The organism is Streptomyces sp. NPDC086989 (assembly GCF_044745505.1).
Classification (GTDB): Bacteria; Actinomycetota; Actinomycetes; order Streptomycetales; family Streptomycetaceae; genus Streptomyces.
This window is the reverse complement of the sequence record NZ_JBIVAL010000007.1, coordinates 65,392-82,339: the sequence shown is the minus strand read 5'-3', so window position 1 is coordinate 82,339 and position 16,948 is coordinate 65,392. Positions and strand designations below refer to the sequence as shown.

The window sequence follows — 16,948 nt, the reverse complement described above, 5'->3', positions numbered from 1 at the left end:
CTCATTGCGAGGTCCAGCTGCCCAGCGAGATCTCTGCGGTGATGCCCGGGCCGAAACCGGCCAGCAGGCCACGGGCGGCGTCGGCCGTGCCGTTCTCGTCGAAGAGTCGGCGCAGTGCGTCCAGGACGACGGCGCTGGCGATGTTGCCGTACTCGGTCAGTGTGGCCCGACTGAAGCGGAATGCTTCGGGTGCCACACCGAGGTACTTGCTGAGGTCGTCCAGGATGCGGGGTCCGCCGGCGTGGATGATGTAGAAATCCAGCGCCGCGGCGTCCCACCCATGGGCCTTGGCCAGCTCCTTGAGGGACGGCGCGAGCGGCTCCATGGTCCCGGGCACCCGCCGGTCGAGCTTGAAGTGGAACCCGGTGGACTTGACGTCGTACATGATCCAGTCCTCCGTCTGGGGGATGATGTACGAGCTGTTGCGGTGGAGCTGCATGCCGGTTCCACCGCGGCCGCGGACGACGGCGGCACCGACGCCGTCGCCGAACAGGCCGTTGGAGAGCAGGTTGCCGACCTCCAGGTCGCTGGGCTGGTAGCAGAGCGAGCAGAGTTCGCAGGACACGATCAGCGCGTTCGCCTCGGGGTAGGCGGTGCAGAAGTCGTGGGCCCGGTTGACGGCCGCACCGCCCGCCGCGCAGCCCAGCTGGGCGATGGGCAGCTGCCGGCAGTCCGTCCGGAAGCCCAGTGCGTTGATCATCCAGGCGGTCAGCGAGGGCATCATGAAGCCCGTGCACGACACGTAGATGATCATGTCGATGTCCTTGGGCCGGAGCTGGGCGTCCTCCAGCGCCTGCCGCACCACCGCCGGGACGCGCGCCTTGGCCTCGGCCTCGTACACGGCGTTGCGCGATTCGAAGCCGGGGTGCTTGAGCGTCTCCTCGATCGGTTGCACGATGTGCCGCTTCGCGACGCCGGTGTTGCGGATCAGGCGCAGCGCCAGGTCGAGCTGCGGATGGTCCGCGTGCACGGACCGGCACAGATCCAGGGTCTGCTCCATCGTGATCACGTGCTCGGGCACGCACACCGTTGGCCTGCACAGAGTCGCCATGGGTGGCTCTCCTTTCGTGTCTGACACAGCCTCATCGACCTGCGGCGGATGCGCGCGCGGGACTACGGCGTTGGTGACATGAGCCAATCCGGTGACGCTGCGCCGGGAAGGCAGCGGAGCGCGTGACGGGCGGGAAGGGATGGCTGTGCCGATTTCCCCGCGGAATCGCGCCTTGGGGGGTGACATCCACGCAGGGAGATGAACCATGACCTCAGACCCGCAAACGGCCCTCAGGCCGGAGACGCCGGACCCGGACATGCCGGAGACGGACCCGGCCACGGGCGAGCCGGTGCACTGCTGGAACCTGGACGACTTCGAGGCGCTGGACTTCGACCCGTTCCTGCACGACCGCCTGCGGGACAAACGGGCCACCCGGATCCGGCTGCCGTTCGGCCAGGGCACCGCCTGGCTGATGGCGCGCTACGCCGATGTGAAGGCGGCCACCACCGACCCGCGTTTCAGCAGGCGGGAACTGGTCGGCCGGACCATCACGGCCTCCTCCCCGCACGCGATCGCCTCGCAGCAGGCGTCGATGAACTACGCCGACCCGCCACGCCTCAACGACATGCGCCGGGTGGTCGCCCGGGCCTTCACCGGCAAGAGCATGCAGAAGCTGCGGCCGACCGTTCAGCAGACCGCCGACAGCCTGCTGGACGCCATGGAGCGGCACGGCTCGCCGGCGGACCTGGTCGAGCACCTGCACGGCCCGTTCCCGCTCGCGGCGGTCGCCGACCTGCTGGGGATGCCGCAGGACATGCGCAAGGACATGACCTCCTGGGCGAACGTGATCATGACGCCCGGTCCGGCCCCCGACAAGAGCACGGACGCGCTGAAGACGGTGCGCGAGTGCGTGGTGGCCCTGCTCGCCCTGCGCCGGCAGAAGCAGAGCGACGACCTGGCCGGAGTCCTCGCCGGGGCCGCGGACGCCGGTGAGATCACCGAGCCGGAGGCCGTCTCCATCGCCACCGCGATCCTCGTGAGCGGTGCGCACGCCGTCCGCAACAACAGCGCGAACATGATCTACGCCCTGCTCACCCATCCGGAGCACCTCGAACGGCTGCGCCGGGAGCCGGAGATGATCCCCCAGGCCGTCGACGAGCTGTTGCGCTTCATCCCGCACCGCAGTGGCGTGGGTCTGCCGCGGATCGCCACGCGGGACGTGGACATCGCCGGCGTCACGATCAAGGCCGGGGAGACGGTGTACTCCTCGTACCTCGCGGCCAACCGCGACCCCGAGGTCTTCCCCGACCCCGACAAGCTGGACTTCGACCGCGGTCCGATCGCCCACATGGCCTTCGGGAACGGGCCCCACCACTGCGTCGGCTCGATGCTGGCCCGGATGGAGTCCGAGATCATCGTCACCACGCTGCTCGACCGCTATCCGCGCCTCGCCCTGGCCGTACCGCCCGAGCAGATCGAATGGCAGGCGGGGGCGCTGATCCGCGGACCCAAGACCCTGCCGGTGACCTGGTGATACGCCGGCCCCGGATCCGGGTGGTCAGGGGCACCCCGGACCACATAGAACTGGCGGCCCTCACGGCCGCCCTGCTCATGCTGGCGCGGGCGGCCGACGCGCCGCGCGCGCCCCGCCGCGCCCGGCACCGGCGGGCGCACTGGGACCGCAACCTGCGCTCGGTGGTGCACCATCCCGCGCAGTCCTGGCGCGCCCGCCCGCACTCCCCCTTCCTCTAGGACCGGCCGAGCCGGCCCCGTCGGCGTCTGCGTCAGGCGGGGCCCGGCTTCGGCGTGGCCGTGGCGGCCGGGGCCGCCGAGGCGGTCTGGGGCGCGGTGGCGGCCGGGGACGGCGAGGCCTGCGGGTCGCAGGTGACCTCGTCGCGCGGGGTGTAGTGCGTACGGTAGGACTCGCGCTTGACCTCCTTGCCGCCCTGGATGAAGACCCGGCCGACGTTGACGTCGAAGCCCTCCAGCGGGGTCTGCACCTCGCAGGTGGGGCCGGAGCCCGTGCGCTTGCCCGGCGGGGTGATGTTCTCCCGCGGGCCCTGGGTCGCGCGTATCTCGTCGTACTTCTTGGTGCCGAGCAGGCTGATGGTCACCGAGGTGTCGGAGGAGTCGGCCTTGACGTAGATCGCATGGCCGGAGTCGTTCTTCCAGCGCAGGTCGAGGGTGCCCCAGGCGACGGTGGCCTCGCGGCCCTCGGGGTAGCGCTCGATGTAGAAGGAGTGGGCGCCGTGCTCCAGCGGGTGGACGCCCGCGAAGAACATCGCGTTGTACATGGTCGTCGCGACCGCCGACACGCCGCCGCCGGGGGACTTCACGAACTGGCCGTCGTTGATCATGATGCCGTCGACGAAGCCGTTCTCCTTGGTCCGCTCGCCGACCGTCTTGTTGAAGCTCCACGTCTCGCCGGGCATGACGACGGAGCCGTTGATCAGCTCCACGGCCCGCCCGATGTTGGTGGTGCGGTACGGCGCGGCCGGGAACTTGACGGTGAAGGAGGACACCTGCTCCTTGATGCCGAGGCGCTCCGCGTTCGCGGCGGTCAGGCGCGGGTGGACCGTCTGCACGGCGACCACCCCGGTACGGGCGGCGCCGGTGCGCGTCAGCAGGGGCACGACCGCGTCGGCGAACGCCTTCTCGGTGACCTGCACCCCCGAGCGCCCGTCCTGGGCGACGACCGCCCGGCCGGCGGAGTCGACGCGGAAGGTCGCGCCCCGGGAGGGGCTGGTGGCCGCGGCCACCTGCCGGGCGACCGCGGGGTCGGCGAGCAGTCCCTTGGAGTCCAGCTTCGGGGCCAGCCGGCCGTGGGCGTCGGGTTCGGCCGTCAGGTACTTGCCGAGCACCGCGGGGGTGAGGGTGACGGGCTTTCCGGCGACGGTGAGGGTGATCGGGCCGGACATCGCGGGTTCGGCGAACTCCTTCAGGGCCCGGGCGGTCTCCGCCTGTCCGACGGCGGGTGCCTTCCGGTCCACCGGGAGCGCGACCGGACCGCCCTGGGGGCGCAGGTAGACGGCGCGTACGGTGTCGGCCGCCTGGCCGGCGCGCACGGCGACGCCGGTGACGGGCGCGGTGGCCCGGGCCGTGCCGGCCTCGAAGGTGATGGCGCCGTCGCGGGCCTCGCGCCCGGCGGCGGTGATCCGGTCGATCTCGGCCTTGTCCGTGGGACCGTCCGTCCGGATCACCGGCTCGACCTCCCGCCTCTCGGCCGGGGTGAGCAGGCGCCCGATCACGGTGAACGGGTCCGATCCGGTCTGCGCGGCGCGGTCGACGGTGGCGGCGGTGTCCAGGGACAGGCCGAAGGCGGCGGGGGTCGCGTGCTCGGTGCGGTCGCCGACCCGCAGCGCGATCGGGGTGGCGGCGGCGGGGCCGAGCGCGTGGTCGAGGGCGGACGCGGCCTCCGGACGGCTCATGCCGCCGAGGTCGACACCGCGTACGTGGGTGCCGTCGGCGATGGCGTCACCCGCCACGGCCAGACCGGTGAGGTAGAGGCCTCCGAAGCCCAGGACGGCGGCTCCGCCGACCAGGGGCAGGGCCGTCCGCCGGTTGATCGTCGGGCGGTGTACGCGTCGCATGTCTCTCGTCTCTCCCGGTGCCGTTGGCGCAGGTACGTCGGTCTGGGTCGCAACCCAGCATTCACCAATTCGGACCAAACGTGACGAAAATGTGCCTGTTCTCACGAAGGGGCGAGGCTCCGCGACACACCGGAAAGCGGTCCGCAGAAATAAGGCCACTTAGCTCGGATTGGCCCTGTTGGACCATCCGGGGGATGCCAGACCGTGGGATCGCTCGGCTTTTGGCTCCCCGGAAGGATCCACCGGTGTCCCTCACCCCCGCCCGCCCCGCGCGGCGTCTTCCCCGTCGGCTGCTCCAGCTCTACGCCGGCCTCGCGCTGTACGGCGCGAGCTCGGCGTTCCTGGTCCGCGCGGGCCTGGGGCTGGACCCGTGGGACGTGTTCCACCAGGGGATCGCCGAACGCACGGGGTGGAGCATCGGCACGGTGTCGGTGGCGGTCGGGGCGCTGGTCCTGCTGCTGTGGGTGCCGCTGCGGCAGCGGCCCGGGCTGGGCACGCTCTCCAACGTCCTCGCCGTCGGCCTGACCATGGACGCCACCCTCGCGGTGGTGCCGGACGTGCACGGCGCGCTCGCGCAGGCCGCCCTGCTGGCCGCGGGCATCGTCCTCAACGGTGTGGCGACCGGTCTCTACATCGCCGCGTGCTTCGGCGCGGGGCCGCGCGACGGCCTCATGACCGGGCTGCACCGTCGGACCGGGCGGTCGTTGCGGCTGGTGCGCACCGGCATCGAGCTGACGGTCCTGCTGGCCGGTGTCCTGCTGGGCGGCACGGCCGGCGTCGGCACCGTGGCGTACGCCCTGGCCATCGGGCCGCTCTCGCAGCTCTTCCTCCGCGTGTTCGCCCTCCCGGCGCAGCCCGCCGCCCCGGCGCACCCCCCGGCCCCGGCCCTCCCCCCGGCCCCGGCCCCGGCCCCCGGGCCCGTCCCGGCCTGCTCCCCTTAGGTTCCGACCTGGCGGCGGACCAGTTCGCGGAACGGGCCCGCCGTATCGGCGAGCAGCTCGGCGGGCGTCCCCTGCTGGGCGATCCGTCCGTCCGCCATCACGATCACCCGGTCGGCGCCCAGGACCGTGGACAGCCGGTGGGCGATCACGATGCGGGTGGCGCGCAGGGCGCGGGTGGACTCGATGACCACGCGCTGGGCTTCGTTGTCCAGCGCACTGGTGGCCTCGTCGAGGAACAGGATGCGCGGCTTGCCGATGAGGGCCTGGGCGATCATCAGCCGTTGGCGCTGGCCGCCCGAGACGGTCCCGCCCCCGTCGGACAGCACGGTGTGCATGCCCATCGGCATGGCCTTGATGTCCTCGGCGAGGCCCGCCAGCGCGGCCGCCTCCCCCGCCTCTTCGAGGGAGTACGTGCCGGACCCGCGGATGCAGTCGTAGATCGACCCGGAGAACGGCTGCGCGTTCTGGAGGACGACCCCGCACTGGCGGCGCACGGCCGCCTGGTCGAGGGCCGCCAGGTCCTGGCCGTCGTACAGGACGCTGCCGGAGGTGGGGCGGTCGAAGCCGATGAGCATGCGCAGCAGGGTCGACTTGCCGCAGCCACTGGACCCGACGACCGCGACGAACTCGCCCGGCCGTACTCGCAGCGACACGTCGTCCAGGACGAGCGGGCCGTCGTCGGTGTACCGGTACGAGAGGTCCTTCACCTCGATGGCCCCGCTGAGCCGCCCCGGCCGGATGCCGCCGGCGCGCACCTCGGGGGTCGCCTCCAGGAGCGGTTCGACCTGCTCGAACATGGGCTGCACGGCGGCAGCCGAGAGGAGGGCGCCGGTCAGCTGGGTCGCCGAGGACAGCATCATCGTCACGGCGGTGCTGAACGTGAGGAACCCGGCGGCGGACATGCTGCCCCGTGCCGGCCCGGCCAGCAGCATGAACATCACGAGCGTGCACAGCGGCAGGTAGACCGCGTTGAGCACGGTGACCACGTTCTTGATCCGCCCGATGCGCTGCTGCAGCCCGCGGGTACGGGCGAACTCCCGCGCCCAGGCGGCGTACGCGAAGCTCTCGGCCGCGGCCACCCGCAGTTTGGGCAGTCCGCGCAGGGTCTGGAACGCCTGGTTGTCGAGCTTGTTGCCGATCCGGATCAGCTGCCGCTGGTAGCGCAGCTGCCACAGCCCCAGGCCCAGGAACACGACGGCGACGACGAGCAGCAGGGCGAGCGCCGCCAGCGCCAGCGGCACGCTGTAGACGAGCAGCACCACGAGGTTGACCGTGCCGACGGTGCCCGCCTGGAGGGACACGGGGACGATGCCGGACAGCGCACGGCGGATGGAGCTGATGCCCATGGCCGCGCCGGCCAGTTCGCCGGTGGAGCGGCCGGCGAAGAAGGTCACCGGCAGCCGCAGCAGCCGGTCCCACACGGCGGGCTGGAGGGTGGCCTCGATGCGGCCCTCCATGCGCAGGACCGAGGTGTTCTGGAGCAGCATGAACGCGGCCGAGACCACGCTGGTCGCGATCAGCGCCAGGGCGGTCTGCACGATCAGGCTGTCCTCGGCGTGCGGTACGTACGTGCCGAGCACCCGGCCGGTGGCCACGGGGACGAACGCGCCCAGGCCGACCGCGCCCAGCCCGCCCACGACGAGGCTGCGCAGGTCCCGGCCGCTGCCGCGCACGCTGAAGCGGACCAGGTGCAGCAGGCTCGGCTTCCGGTCGGGCAGCGGGCGGTAGAACATGACGGCGTGCGGGGCGAAGCCGGCCGCGTTGCCCTGGTGGACGCGCCGGCTGCGCCGGCCCCGCTCCCGTGCGCCGGGGACGGGGCCGGGGTCGACGGCCTCGTACCGGCCGCGCCGCCACAGCAGCGCGACCGGTGCGCCGTCGTCCGCGCGCCGGCCCACCAGGGGGCCGCTGTCCTGCCGCCACCAGTGCCCGCCGAGCCGGACGGGGCGGGTGCGGATCCGGGAGGCGAGCGCGATGCGTTCGATGGGGTCCGTCCGCCCGGAGGCCTCACCGGTGCCCGTCGGCTCGGTCAGGGTGATGCCCGCTTCGGCGGCGACCAGGCGGCAGACGGCGAAGGTCGCGTCGTCACCCGCGGCGCGGCCGGATCCGCCGCGCGAGCGGCCGATCGAGGCGAGCAGGGTCCGGTCCGCCTGGGTGCGGGCCGCCTCTCCGGCCTCGATGCCGGCCGCCGTACGGTCCTCGTGGGCGCGCTCGTCCTGCTCGATCCAGCGGTCGAGTGCGGACAGCAGCCGGTACTGCTGGTCCACCATCGCCTGCCACACGGCTTCGTCGACCAGGAGCGTGCCGGCGGCGGCGACCGGGCCGGCCGCGGCCTCGTACGGCTCGTACACGGCTCCGTACTGCACGCTGCCCGGCGGGATCTGCATCCACACGATGTCCTCGTCGGCCCCGTCGGCGCCCGCGGTGGCCCGGCTCCCCTGCGGCGCCTGGTACAGCACGCGCAGGCCGCGGCCGATGCCGCGGGCGAAGGCGTCCTCCAGCGGGCTGGGCGCCCCGTCGGGGAATCCGTGCTGCCACGGCTCGGCGTGCCACCCCCAGGATCCGTCGGCGGGGGCGCCCGGGGCTCCGTAGCCGGGGCGGTACAGCTCGTGCAGGTCGATGCGGCGCAGGACGCAGCCCTGGAGCGGGCGCCCGGTCAGCGTGTGGGCGGGGCCGTCGGCCGGGCCCAGGAGCAGGGTGCCGGGCTCCAGCCTGCCGAGGAAGTGCCAGTGGCCCGCCTGTGCGGCATCGACGGCGAACAGGTCCAGTTCGCCCTGGACGACGAGCCACAGGACGAGCGGACCCTCCAGGGACAGGCTGCGCAGGCCCGTGCAGTCGACCGCCGTGCCGAGGGTGCCCAGGGCCGCGACGACCGGATCGGGCGCGAACCGGCCTGGGTGGTTCCCTTGGTGAGGGTGGGTCTGGTGGCCGGTCTGCTGGCCCGTCCGGTGGTCGGTCTGGTGGTGTGTCTGGTGGGGGGTTGCCACCTCAGTGCTCCTTGACGAGTTCGGCGTACGCGCCGCGCGCGGCGATGAGCTGCTCGTGCCGTCCGCGCTCCACGACCGTGCCGCGGTCGAGTACGACGATCTCGTCGCTGTCCCGTACGGTGCTGAGCCGGTGGGCGATCACCACGCAGGCGCAGCCGCGGCGCCGCAGGTTGTCGATGACGATCTGCTCGGTCGCCGCGTCCAGGGCGCTGGTGACCTCGTCCAGGATCATGACGCTGGGCCGGCGGACCAGGGCGCGGGCGATCTCCAGGCGCTGGCGCTGGCCGCCCGAGAAGTTGCGGCCGTCCTGCTCGACGCGGCTGTGGATGCCGCCCGCGCGGCGCGCGACCACGTCGTACACGGCGGCGTCCTGGAGGGCGGTGACGACGGCCTCGTCCGGGATGGAGGGGTCCCACAGCGCGACGTTGTCGCGGACGGTGCCCTCGAAGAGGAAGACGTCCTGGTCCACGAAGGAGACGGAGGCGGCCAGCGCACCGCGCGGGATGTCCTCCAGCCGCATCCCGTCGATGCGGATCGTCCCCTCCCAGGGGGTGTAGAGGCCGGATATCAGCCGGGAGACGGTGGATTTGCCGCTGCCGGAGCCGCCGACGAGCGCGACCTGCCGGCCGGGGCCGACCGCGAGCGAGACGTTCTTGAGCAGCGGTGCGTCGAGCGGGCTGTAGCCGAAGGTGATGCCGTCGAGCTCCACGTGGCCCTTGAGGCGGCGGGTGGCGGCGGGGGCCCCGCCGCGCATGTGCCGGGAGTCCCGCAGGTAGACCGGGTCGACGGGGAAGTTCTCGACGTCCTTGAGCCGGGCGACGTCGGCGGCGAAGTCCTGGATCCGCCCGGCCACCCCGCCCAGGCGGGTGATCGGCGCGGTGAAGCTGGTCACGAGGGCCTGGAAGGCGACGAGCAGGCCGACGGAGAGGTGCCCCTCCACCGCCCGCAGGCCGCCGATCATCAGGATCAGCGCACTGTTGAGCGCGGCGAGGGTCGGCGCGACGACGGCCAGCCAGCTGCTGGGGACGCCGAGGCGCTGCTGTACGTCGAGGGTGACGGCGTGCTGGCCGGCCCAGCGGCGGAAGAAGGCGTTCTCCCCTCCGGTGGCCTTCATCGTCTCGATCAGCTGGAGGCCGCTGTACGAGGTGTTGGTGAGCCTGGCGTTCTCGGCGCGCAGCTTCTGGGTGCCGGTGGCCCGCACCCGCATCACGATCCGCACGGCCGCGACGTTGAGCAGGGCGATGAGCACCCCGACGGCGGTGAGCTGCGGGTCGTACGTCCACAGCAGGACCGCGTAGAGCACGACCACCGCGGCGTCCACGCCCGCGGCGGCCAGGTCACGGGCGAGGGTTTCGGCGACGGCGTCGTTGGACCGCAGGCGTTGGACCAGGTCGGCCGGATTGCGCTGGGCGAAGAAGGAGACGGGGAGCCGGAGCAGGTGCCGCAGGAATCGGGCGCTGCCGAGCGTCGAGGAGATGATCCGGCCGCGCAGCAGGTTGGCCTGCTGGAGCGAGGTGAGGACCGCGGTGAGCAGCAGGGCCGCGGCCATCGACGGGAAGAGCACGCCCAGCAGGGACGTCTGCCCGCCGATGAGGAACGTGTCGATGTACGTACGGCTCAGCGCGGGCACGGTCGCGCCGACGGCCACCAGCAGGAGGCTGGCCAGCACGGCGGCGAGCATCGTGCCCGAAGTGCCGCGCAGCCGGGCCGGCATGGCGCCCAGCACTCCCTGCCTGCGACCGCTGCGGCGGAATCCGGGGCCGGGCTCGAACACGAGCGCGATGCCGGTGTAGGCGGTGTCGAACTCCTCCATGGGGACGAACCGCCGCCCCTTGGCGGGGTCGTTGACGTACACGCCCCGACGGCCGAAGCGGCGTCCCATGCCGTCGTAGACGACGTAGTGGTTGAACTCCCAGAAGAGGACCGCCGGGGGGCTCACGCCGGCGAGCGCGGCCAGGTCCATCTGCATGCCCTTGGCGGTCAGCCCGTAGCCGCGGGCGGCCTTGAGGAGGTTGCCGGCGCGCGATCCGTCGCGGGAGACCCCGCAGGCGATGCGCAGCTCTTCCAGCGGTACGAAGCGGCCGTACCGTCCGAGGACCATGGCCAGCGCGGCGGCCCCGCATTCCACCGCCTCCATCTGGAGCACCGTGGGCGTGCGGACGGGGCGGGGCGTGCGCCCCCGGGGAACCGGCGGGCGCCGGCGCCGGCGGCCGCCGGAGGGGACGCGGGTCGTCTGCGGCGCGGCGGTCACGGGAGGAGCCAATCGACGGGGTGCTGTGCGGGGAGGCGGACGGCTCCGGTGACATGGGTCGTGGAGTCGAGGGCGTACGGGGGCCCGTCCGCGGAGGACCACCGGTAGCCGGACCGGGTCGTCGGGGAACGGTCGAGCTGGACGAGCACCGCGACCGGGTCGCCCTGCCGCGCGAACTGTGCGGCCAGGCGGGTGTCGCCGAGGAAGCCGGAGAGCTGCGCCTGGGTCTGCGGGGCGCGGCCGACTTCCTTGACGTGGCCGCGCAGCACGCCGAACCGCTGCCGGGGAGCGGACTGGACGTCCAGGTCGACGGGGGTGCCGGCGCGGATCCCGGCGCCGCTCGCTGCGGGCACGTAGAGCACGGCCACCAGCGGCTCGTCCGCACTCTTCGCGCGTTCGACGGTCGCGACGTCGGCGCCGGTCGTGAGGACCGCGCCCGTCTTGGCGACCAGGGTGGTCACCCGCCCGCCGGCCACCACGCGTACGGTCCGCTCACCCTGCTCCGTGGCGACCTGGAGCAGCGGCGCGCCCGGGGCGAGCAGCCGGCCGTCTTCGGCGAGTACGGCCGTGACCTGTCCGGAGTACGGGCTCTGGAGCAGGTAACTGCCTCCGGCGCGCGTGAGGATGCCGGGCGCGCTCAGTTTGGAGGAAACGGATCCGGTGAATGCCCAGAATCCCGCGACGGCCATGACGAGAACCGTGACGGCGAGAACGAATCGGCCTTGCGGGCGCGCGAAACGTACGGGCAGATCGAGTTCTTCGGGCGATTGCAGCTTGGAGAGCGCCTTTTGACGGAACTGCACGACCTGTCCTTCGACTGCATTTCATGGAACGGGCACCCGTGAACCCCGGAACGATGACGTCCCGGGGTTCACGCGCACTGATATCCGGTTCGGCTCAGAGGCCGGCGACACCGGCGCGGACGCCGACGATGCCCTCGACCTGGCCGGGGAGGGACAGCGCGCCGTGGACCGTCTGGAGCGAGGTGACCTCGTTCACCACGTGGAAGACGTCGCCGGTCACGCCGCCGAGCAGGCCACCGGAAATGCTGACACCGCCGGAAACCGCGTCCAGTTCGTCGTCGGCGATCTCACGGGTCTCGATGTCGTTACGCATGATGTGCGCACCCTTCAGTCGTCTGATTGTTTCTCAAATGCCGTGGACGGCCCGCGACAAGGCGGTCCGACCGCGTCCGAGCATTGCTGCGGTGGCCAGATGTAAGCACGCGAACGGGCGACCGGGCGAACCGTGTTGACGTCCCCGGTCACGCTTGATGACGGTTCCCACGGAGGTCTCCCCATTGATGCGGGGGATCGCCACCGGTTCTCCACAAGATCGAGTAACAAAGTCCGGAGCCCGATCGGCCCCTGGCGCCAAACCCACCCAAACCGCCACCGATGTCAGGGGGGAATGTAACGGGAGGCATCCCCTCCACTTTCACCTCGTGAAGATTTCCGGCAGCGACACGGGGCGACGCGCCGATCACGCTCCGCACGGATCGGACGCGGCGTGGGTACGGTCGGCCCATGGAGCGGGTTCACAGCCGGGTGGTCGTCCACGGCGTGGTGCAGGGTGTCTTCTTCCGCGACACCTGCCGTCGGACCGCACTCGGCCACGACGTGGCCGGCTGGGTGCGGAACCTGCCCGACGGGACGGTCGAGGCGGCGTTCGAGGGGGCCGAGGACGCGGTCGCGGCGATGGTCGACTGGGCCCACCACGGCCCGGACGGGGCGAGCGTGACGCGCGTCGAGCTCCGACGGGAGCCGCCCGAGGGACTCGAAGGCTTCGAGATCCGCACCTGAACGGCACGAACCGACGCCAGCCACACTCCACCACGACACCCCGATGCCCCCGGCGGCACCCGGGGCACCCGGGGCGGACGCGGTGGCACGGCGGAGCCCCCGGCACCCGGCGGCCCCGCGGCACCGGTGACCCCCGGTGGACCCGCGGCGCCCGGTGGGCCAGGCGCCACCTGGTGGACCCCGCGGCACCCCGGCCGCCTCCCCGCGGGCCCAGCGGCCCCCGGTAGCTCCACCGGTGGCACCGGCGGAGCTACCGGCACCCGGTGGCCCCCCGTGGAGGCGGCCGGCGGACCCGGTGGGCCCCGGCGGCTCTCCGTGGACCCGGCGGCACTGGATCCGGTGACACCCGGTGGCGCCGGTGGAACCCCCGGCACCCGGTGGACCCCGCGGCGCCAGGCGGCATCCCCGCGCATGCGGCGGCACCCGGCGGGCGTGGAGCGTGGCTCCCCGTGGACCTGGTGGCACCCGGTGGAGCCCGCACCCGCGCACCCGGGACCAGGTGCCGCCTGGCGGGCCCGTGGCACCTGGTGGACCGCGGCGGCACCCCGCAGGGGCGGCGGCACCGTGGACCCGGTGGCGCCCGGCGGCACCGGTGGAGACCGTGGCACCCGGTGGCACCGGTGGAGGCCGCAGCCCCCCGGTGAACCCTGGGGCAGCCGGTCGGCCAGGTGCCACTTGGTGGCCCCGTGGCACTTGGTGGACCCCGTGGACCCCGTGGCACCTCGAGTGGCACCCCGCAGGACCGGCGGGGTGGCACCGGTGGCACCGGTGGCACCGGTAGAGACCGTGGGACCGATGAAGACCGTGGCACCCGGTGGCACCGGTGGAGGCCGCAGCCCCCGGTGGACCCCGCGGCAACCCGGTCCGCCAGGTGCCACCTGGTGGCCCCGTGGCACTTGGTGGACCCCGTGGCACCCCGGCGGCACCCCGCGGGCCCGGCGGCAGCCCGCGGGCCCGGTGGCGCCCGGTGGCAGCCCGTGGGGCCCAGTGGCGCCCGGTGGTGCCATTGCGCTGCATCATGGCGTCAAAAGGGACTTGCCATGGCGCCACTGTGGCGCCACTATGGCTCGCATGGACCTGACCCCCTACGTCGATCACCTCCGCCACGAGCTCGCCGTAGCCGCGAACGCCGGCGGGGACGAGGCCCGCGCCCTGGCCGAGCGGCTGACCGCGCCCCTGGAGTCCGCCGCCCGGCTGACCCTGCTGAACGCCCTTTCCGCCGCCTCGGACGAGATCACCCGCGAGCTCGCCCCCGGTTCGGTGGACGTACGGCTGCGGGGGCTCGACCCCGAGTTCGTGGTGACGGCGCCGCCCGCCCCGGAGACCTCCGCGGAATCCGGCCCGGTGGCGCCACCCGTGGCGCCACCGGCGCCGCTCGCGGTGGAAGGTGACGAAGGAGCCACCGCCCGCATCAACTTCCGGCTCCCGGCACCCCTCAAGTCCCGCGTGGAGGACGCGGCGGGCCAGGAGGGCCTGTCCGTCAACGCCTGGCTCGTGCGGGCCGTGTCCACCGCCCTGGAACCGGGCGGCGGCGCGGGCCGCCCCACCGCTCGCGCCCCGCGCCACGGCCAGGGGTACCAGGGCTGGGTCCGCTAGCCCCGGTCCCACTCCCCCGCACCGCACCCGCACCACCGCCCACCTGCGTCAACACACTTCAGAGTCAAGAGGACGGGACAGCCATGCCTTCTTACGAAACCGCCGGACCCATCACCGCGATCCTCGAGTTCGAGATCGGCGACGTCCGGATCGTCGCGGGCAAGCGCCGGGACGCCGTCGTCGAGGTGCTGCCGAGCAACGGCGCCGTCGACATCGACGTACGGGCGGCGCAGGAGACCAAGGTCGGTTACGCCAACGGCACCCTGACGGTCAAGGGCCCCAAGAAGCGCTCCCTGTTCGGCAAGCTCGGCTCGATCGACGTGACCGTCGAACTGCCCGCCGGCTCGCAGGTCCGCGGCACCTCCCCCATGGGGGACTACGTCTGCGAGGGACCGCTCGGCGAGTGCCGCATCAAGACCTCGCTCGGCGACATCCGGCTGGACGAGGCGGCCGTGGTGAACCTCCGGACCGACCACGGCGACATCCACGTCGACCGGGCGGTCGGCGACGCCGAGATCCACGGGTCCGGCCGCGTGGACGTCGGCGAGATCACGGGAGCGGCGACCGTCAAGAACGGGAACGGCGAGACGGCGATCGGCGAGGTCACCGGCCCGCTCAAGGCCAACGCCGCCAACGGCCGCATCACGGTCGGCGTCGCCCACGCCTCCGTGGAGGCCAAGTCCGCCAACGGTGCCATCAGCGTCCACCAGGTGGCGCGCGGCACGGTCAACCTCCAGACCGCCGTCGGTGACGTGGAGGTCGGCATCCGCGAGTCCACCGCGGCCTGGCTGGACGTCCACTCCAAGTTCGGAACGGTCCGCAACGCCCTCGGCGCGGCCGAAGGCCCCGGCGCCTCCGACGAGACCGTCGAGATCCACGCCCGCACCAACGTCGGCGACATCGTGATCCGTCGCGCCTGACGCCGCCCCCGCCCGACACGACGAAAGGAAGAGCCGGACCCATGACCGCGATACCCACCGCCCGGACCACGGCCACCGCCGAAGCCACCGCCGCGCCCGCCATCTCCGCCGTCGGCCTGCACAAGTCGTACGGCGACAAGGTGGTCCTGGGCGGCATCGACCTCAGCATCCCGGAGGGCACGGTCTTCGCCCTCCTCGGCCCCAACGGAGCCGGCAAGACCACCACCGTCGAGATCCTGTCGACACTCATCACCGCCGACGCCGGGCAGGCCCACGTGGCGGGGCACGACGTGGCCGCCCGGCCCGACGGCGTCCGGGCCGCCATCGGCGTCACCGGCCAGTTCGCCGCCGTCGACAGCCTCCTCACCGCGGAGGAGAACCTGCACCTGATGGCGGACCTGCGGCACCTGCCCCGCCGTGAGGGCCGCCGCCGCTCGGCCGAACTGCTGGAGCGCTTCGAACTCACCGAGGCCGCCCGCAAGCCGGTCTCCACCCTCTCCGGCGGTATGCGCCGCAAGCTCGACCTGGCGATGACCCTGGTCGGCGATCCGCGGATCATCTTCCTCGACGAACCGACCACGGGCCTCGACCCCCGCAGCCGCCGCACCATGTGGGAGATCATCCGCAGGCTCGTCGCCGACGACGGCGTCACCATCTTCCTGACCACGCAGTACCTGGAGGAGGCCGACCAGCTCGCGGACCGCATCGCCGTCCTGGACCGGGGCCGGCTGGTCGCCGAGGGCACCGCGGACGAGCTCAAGCGCCTCATCCCCGGCGGGCACGTCCGGCTGCGCTTCCCCGATGCCGCCGAACTCGACGCCGCGGCGCGGCACTTCGGTGCCGGCACCGCCGATCCCGAGGAACTCACCCTCCGGATCCCCGGCGACGGCGGCATCCCGACCCTGCGGGCCGTGCTCGACGTCCTGGACGGCGCGTCGCTGCGGGCCGAATCGCTGACCGTGCACACACCCGACCTCGACGACGTCTTCCTGACCCTCACCGGTCACGGCGCGTCCGACACCACCACGGAGACGGCCCGATGAGCACTCTCGCGTACGCCGCCGGCGATTCCCTGACGATGCTGCGGCGCAACCTCAAGCACGCGCTGCGCTACCCCGCGATGACGGTGTCCGTCGTCATCATGCCGGTGATGATGCTGCTGTTGTTCAACTACGCCTTCGGCGGTGCGCTCGGCGCCGGGATCTCCGCCGCCCCCACCGGCGGCGGCGAGTACATCGACTACGTCGCGCCCGGCATCATCCTGATGGCCGCGACCGCCGGGGCCGTCATGACGGCCGTCGGTGTCTGCGTCGACATGACCGAGGGCATCGTCAACCGCTTCCGCACGATGTCCATCTCTCGGGCCGCGTTCCTGACCGGGCACGTCGTCGGCAGTGTCATCCAGACGCTGATCGCCGTCGCGCTGGTCGTCGGCGTCGCGCTGGCCATCGGTTTCCGCCCCAACGCCACCCCGGGGGAGTGGATCGCCGCGATCGGCCTGCTCACCCTGCTGATCCTGGCGCTGACGTGGCTGTCGGCCGGCCTGGGCCTGGTGGCCAAGACGCCGGAGTCGGCGAGCAACGCACCGCTGCCGCTGACGTTCCTGCCCTTCCTGGGCAGCGCCATCGTGCCGACCGACTCGATGCCGACCGGGCTGCGCTGGTTCGCCGAGTACCAGCCGTTCACCCCGGTCATCGAGACCCTGCGCGGCCTGCTGATGGGCACCGGGATCGGCACCAGCGGATATGTGGCGGTCGCCTGGTGCACCGGCCTCACCCTCGTCGGCTACCTCTGGGCCCGCGCGGCGTTCGCCCGCCCCGCCAAGCGCTGAACACCCCGCCCGCCGCGGGGCGCGACCTTCCTGGTCGCGCCC

The 16,948-nt window shown here is 72.9% G+C and carries 14 protein-coding genes; 8 read left to right on the top strand and 6 right to left on the bottom strand.

Annotated elements, in window-relative coordinates:
- Nucleotide 1: 1 nt before the first annotated feature.
- Nucleotides 2-1,051: a type III polyketide synthase gene (locus ACIPK4_RS18455; protein ID WP_402313806.1), complete on the bottom strand. Its 1,050-nt coding sequence runs from the start codon at nucleotides 1,049-1,051 to the stop codon at nucleotides 2-4.
- Nucleotides 1,052-1,256: 205 nt separating this feature from the next.
- On the opposite strand from ACIPK4_RS18455, the gene ACIPK4_RS18450 reads away from it, so the two are divergent.
- Both ACIPK4_RS18450 and ACIPK4_RS18445 read left to right on the top strand, forming a co-directional pair.
- The gene (locus ACIPK4_RS18450; RefSeq protein ID WP_402313804.1) at nucleotides 1,257-2,525 is read left to right on the top strand and encodes a cytochrome P450; all 1,269 of its coding nucleotides are present in this window, start codon (nucleotides 1,257-1,259) and stop codon (nucleotides 2,523-2,525) included.
- A complete protein-coding gene (locus ACIPK4_RS18445; protein ID WP_402313802.1) occupies nucleotides 2,522-2,743 on the top strand; it encodes an acyl-CoA carboxylase epsilon subunit in 222 nt (73 codons plus the stop codon). Before ACIPK4_RS18450 ends, ACIPK4_RS18445 begins: the two co-directional genes overlap by 4 nt.
- 32 nt (nucleotides 2,744-2,775) lie before the next feature.
- Here ACIPK4_RS18445 and ACIPK4_RS18440 read toward each other — a convergent pair whose 3' ends face one another.
- The gene (locus tag ACIPK4_RS18440; RefSeq protein WP_402313800.1) at nucleotides 2,776-4,581 is read right to left on the bottom strand and encodes a VanW family protein; all 1,806 of its coding nucleotides are present in this window, start codon (nucleotides 4,579-4,581) and stop codon (nucleotides 2,776-2,778) included.
- A gap of 245 nt (nucleotides 4,582-4,826) precedes the next feature.
- On the opposite strand from ACIPK4_RS18440, the gene ACIPK4_RS18435 reads away from it, so the two are divergent.
- Nucleotides 4,827-5,522 (top strand): YitT family protein, encoded by a 696-nt coding sequence (locus ACIPK4_RS18435; protein ID WP_402313798.1) that lies wholly within the window; start codon nucleotides 4,827-4,829, stop codon nucleotides 5,520-5,522.
- Here the strand turns inward: ACIPK4_RS18435 and ACIPK4_RS18430 are convergent.
- From ACIPK4_RS18430 to ACIPK4_RS18415, 4 genes are all read right to left on the bottom strand, one after another.
- Nucleotides 5,519-8,380 carry an NHLP bacteriocin export ABC transporter permease/ATPase subunit gene (locus ACIPK4_RS18430; RefSeq protein ID WP_402314382.1) on the bottom strand — a complete coding sequence of 954 codons (2,862 nt, stop codon included), beginning with the start codon at nucleotides 8,378-8,380 and terminating at the stop codon, nucleotides 5,519-5,521. The genes ACIPK4_RS18435 and ACIPK4_RS18430 overlap by 4 nt on opposite strands.
- Nucleotides 8,381-8,507: 127 nt before the next feature.
- Complete coding sequence (locus ACIPK4_RS18425) at nucleotides 8,508-10,757, bottom strand: NHLP family bacteriocin export ABC transporter peptidase/permease/ATPase subunit (protein WP_402313796.1); 2,250 nt, start codon at nucleotides 10,755-10,757, stop codon at nucleotides 8,508-8,510.
- The gene (locus ACIPK4_RS18420; RefSeq protein WP_402313794.1) at nucleotides 10,754-11,560 is read right to left on the bottom strand and encodes an HlyD family efflux transporter periplasmic adaptor subunit; all 807 of its coding nucleotides are present in this window, start codon (nucleotides 11,558-11,560) and stop codon (nucleotides 10,754-10,756) included. The genes ACIPK4_RS18425 and ACIPK4_RS18420 overlap by 4 nt, the downstream gene beginning before the upstream one ends.
- Before the next feature lie 94 nt (nucleotides 11,561-11,654).
- Nucleotides 11,655-11,873 carry a hypothetical protein gene (locus tag ACIPK4_RS18415; RefSeq protein WP_054223694.1) on the bottom strand — a complete coding sequence of 73 codons (219 nt, stop codon included), beginning with the start codon at nucleotides 11,871-11,873 and terminating at the stop codon, nucleotides 11,655-11,657.
- Nucleotides 11,874-12,283: 410 nt separating this feature from the next.
- Here ACIPK4_RS18415 and ACIPK4_RS18410 point away from each other — a divergent pair, with 410 nt between their 5' ends.
- The 5 genes from ACIPK4_RS18410 to ACIPK4_RS18390 all read left to right on the top strand — a co-directional run bounded on the left by ACIPK4_RS18410 (nucleotide 12,284) and on the right by ACIPK4_RS18390 (nucleotide 16,906).
- Complete coding sequence (locus tag ACIPK4_RS18410) at nucleotides 12,284-12,559, top strand: acylphosphatase (protein WP_402313792.1); 276 nt, start codon at nucleotides 12,284-12,286, stop codon at nucleotides 12,557-12,559.
- A gap of 1,071 nt (nucleotides 12,560-13,630) precedes the next feature.
- Nucleotides 13,631-14,155, top strand: coding sequence for a hypothetical protein (locus ACIPK4_RS18405; RefSeq protein WP_402313791.1), 525 nt, complete (start codon nucleotides 13,631-13,633; stop codon nucleotides 14,153-14,155).
- Nucleotides 14,156-14,238: 83 nt separating this feature from the next.
- Nucleotides 14,239-15,075, top strand: a complete 837-nt coding sequence (locus ACIPK4_RS18400) for a DUF4097 family beta strand repeat-containing protein (RefSeq protein ID WP_402313789.1) — start codon at nucleotides 14,239-14,241, stop codon at nucleotides 15,073-15,075.
- A gap of 41 nt (nucleotides 15,076-15,116) precedes the next feature.
- Nucleotides 15,117-16,118: an ATP-binding cassette domain-containing protein gene (locus ACIPK4_RS18395; RefSeq protein ID WP_402313787.1), complete on the top strand. Its 1,002-nt coding sequence runs from the start codon at nucleotides 15,117-15,119 to the stop codon at nucleotides 16,116-16,118.
- Complete coding sequence (locus ACIPK4_RS18390; RefSeq protein WP_402313785.1) at nucleotides 16,115-16,906, top strand: ABC transporter permease; 792 nt, start codon at nucleotides 16,115-16,117, stop codon at nucleotides 16,904-16,906. The genes ACIPK4_RS18395 and ACIPK4_RS18390 overlap by 4 nt, the downstream gene beginning before the upstream one ends.
- The last annotated feature ends 42 nt before the right edge of the window (nucleotides 16,907-16,948 follow it).

Coding starts and splice junctions, on each gene's coding strand:
- ACIPK4_RS18415 (WP_054223694.1), bottom strand. CDS start 11,873: ATGCGTAACGACATCGAGACCCGTGAGATCGCCGACGACGAACTGGAC.
- ACIPK4_RS18455 (WP_402313806.1), bottom strand. CDS start 1,051: ATGGCGACTCTGTGCAGGCCAACGGTGTGCGTGCCCGAGCACGTGATC.
- ACIPK4_RS18400 (WP_402313789.1), top strand. CDS start 14,239: ATGCCTTCTTACGAAACCGCCGGACCCATCACCGCGATCCTCGAGTTC.
- ACIPK4_RS18450 (WP_402313804.1), top strand. CDS start 1,257: ATGACCTCAGACCCGCAAACGGCCCTCAGGCCGGAGACGCCGGACCCG.
- ACIPK4_RS18395 (WP_402313787.1), top strand. CDS start 15,117: ATGACCGCGATACCCACCGCCCGGACCACGGCCACCGCCGAAGCCACC.
- ACIPK4_RS18410 (WP_402313792.1), top strand. CDS start 12,284: ATGGAGCGGGTTCACAGCCGGGTGGTCGTCCACGGCGTGGTGCAGGGT.
- ACIPK4_RS18440 (WP_402313800.1), bottom strand. CDS start 4,581: ATGCGACGCGTACACCGCCCGACGATCAACCGGCGGACGGCCCTGCCC.
- ACIPK4_RS18390 (WP_402313785.1), top strand. CDS start 16,115: ATGAGCACTCTCGCGTACGCCGCCGGCGATTCCCTGACGATGCTGCGG.
- ACIPK4_RS18405 (WP_402313791.1), top strand. CDS start 13,631: ATGGACCTGACCCCCTACGTCGATCACCTCCGCCACGAGCTCGCCGTA.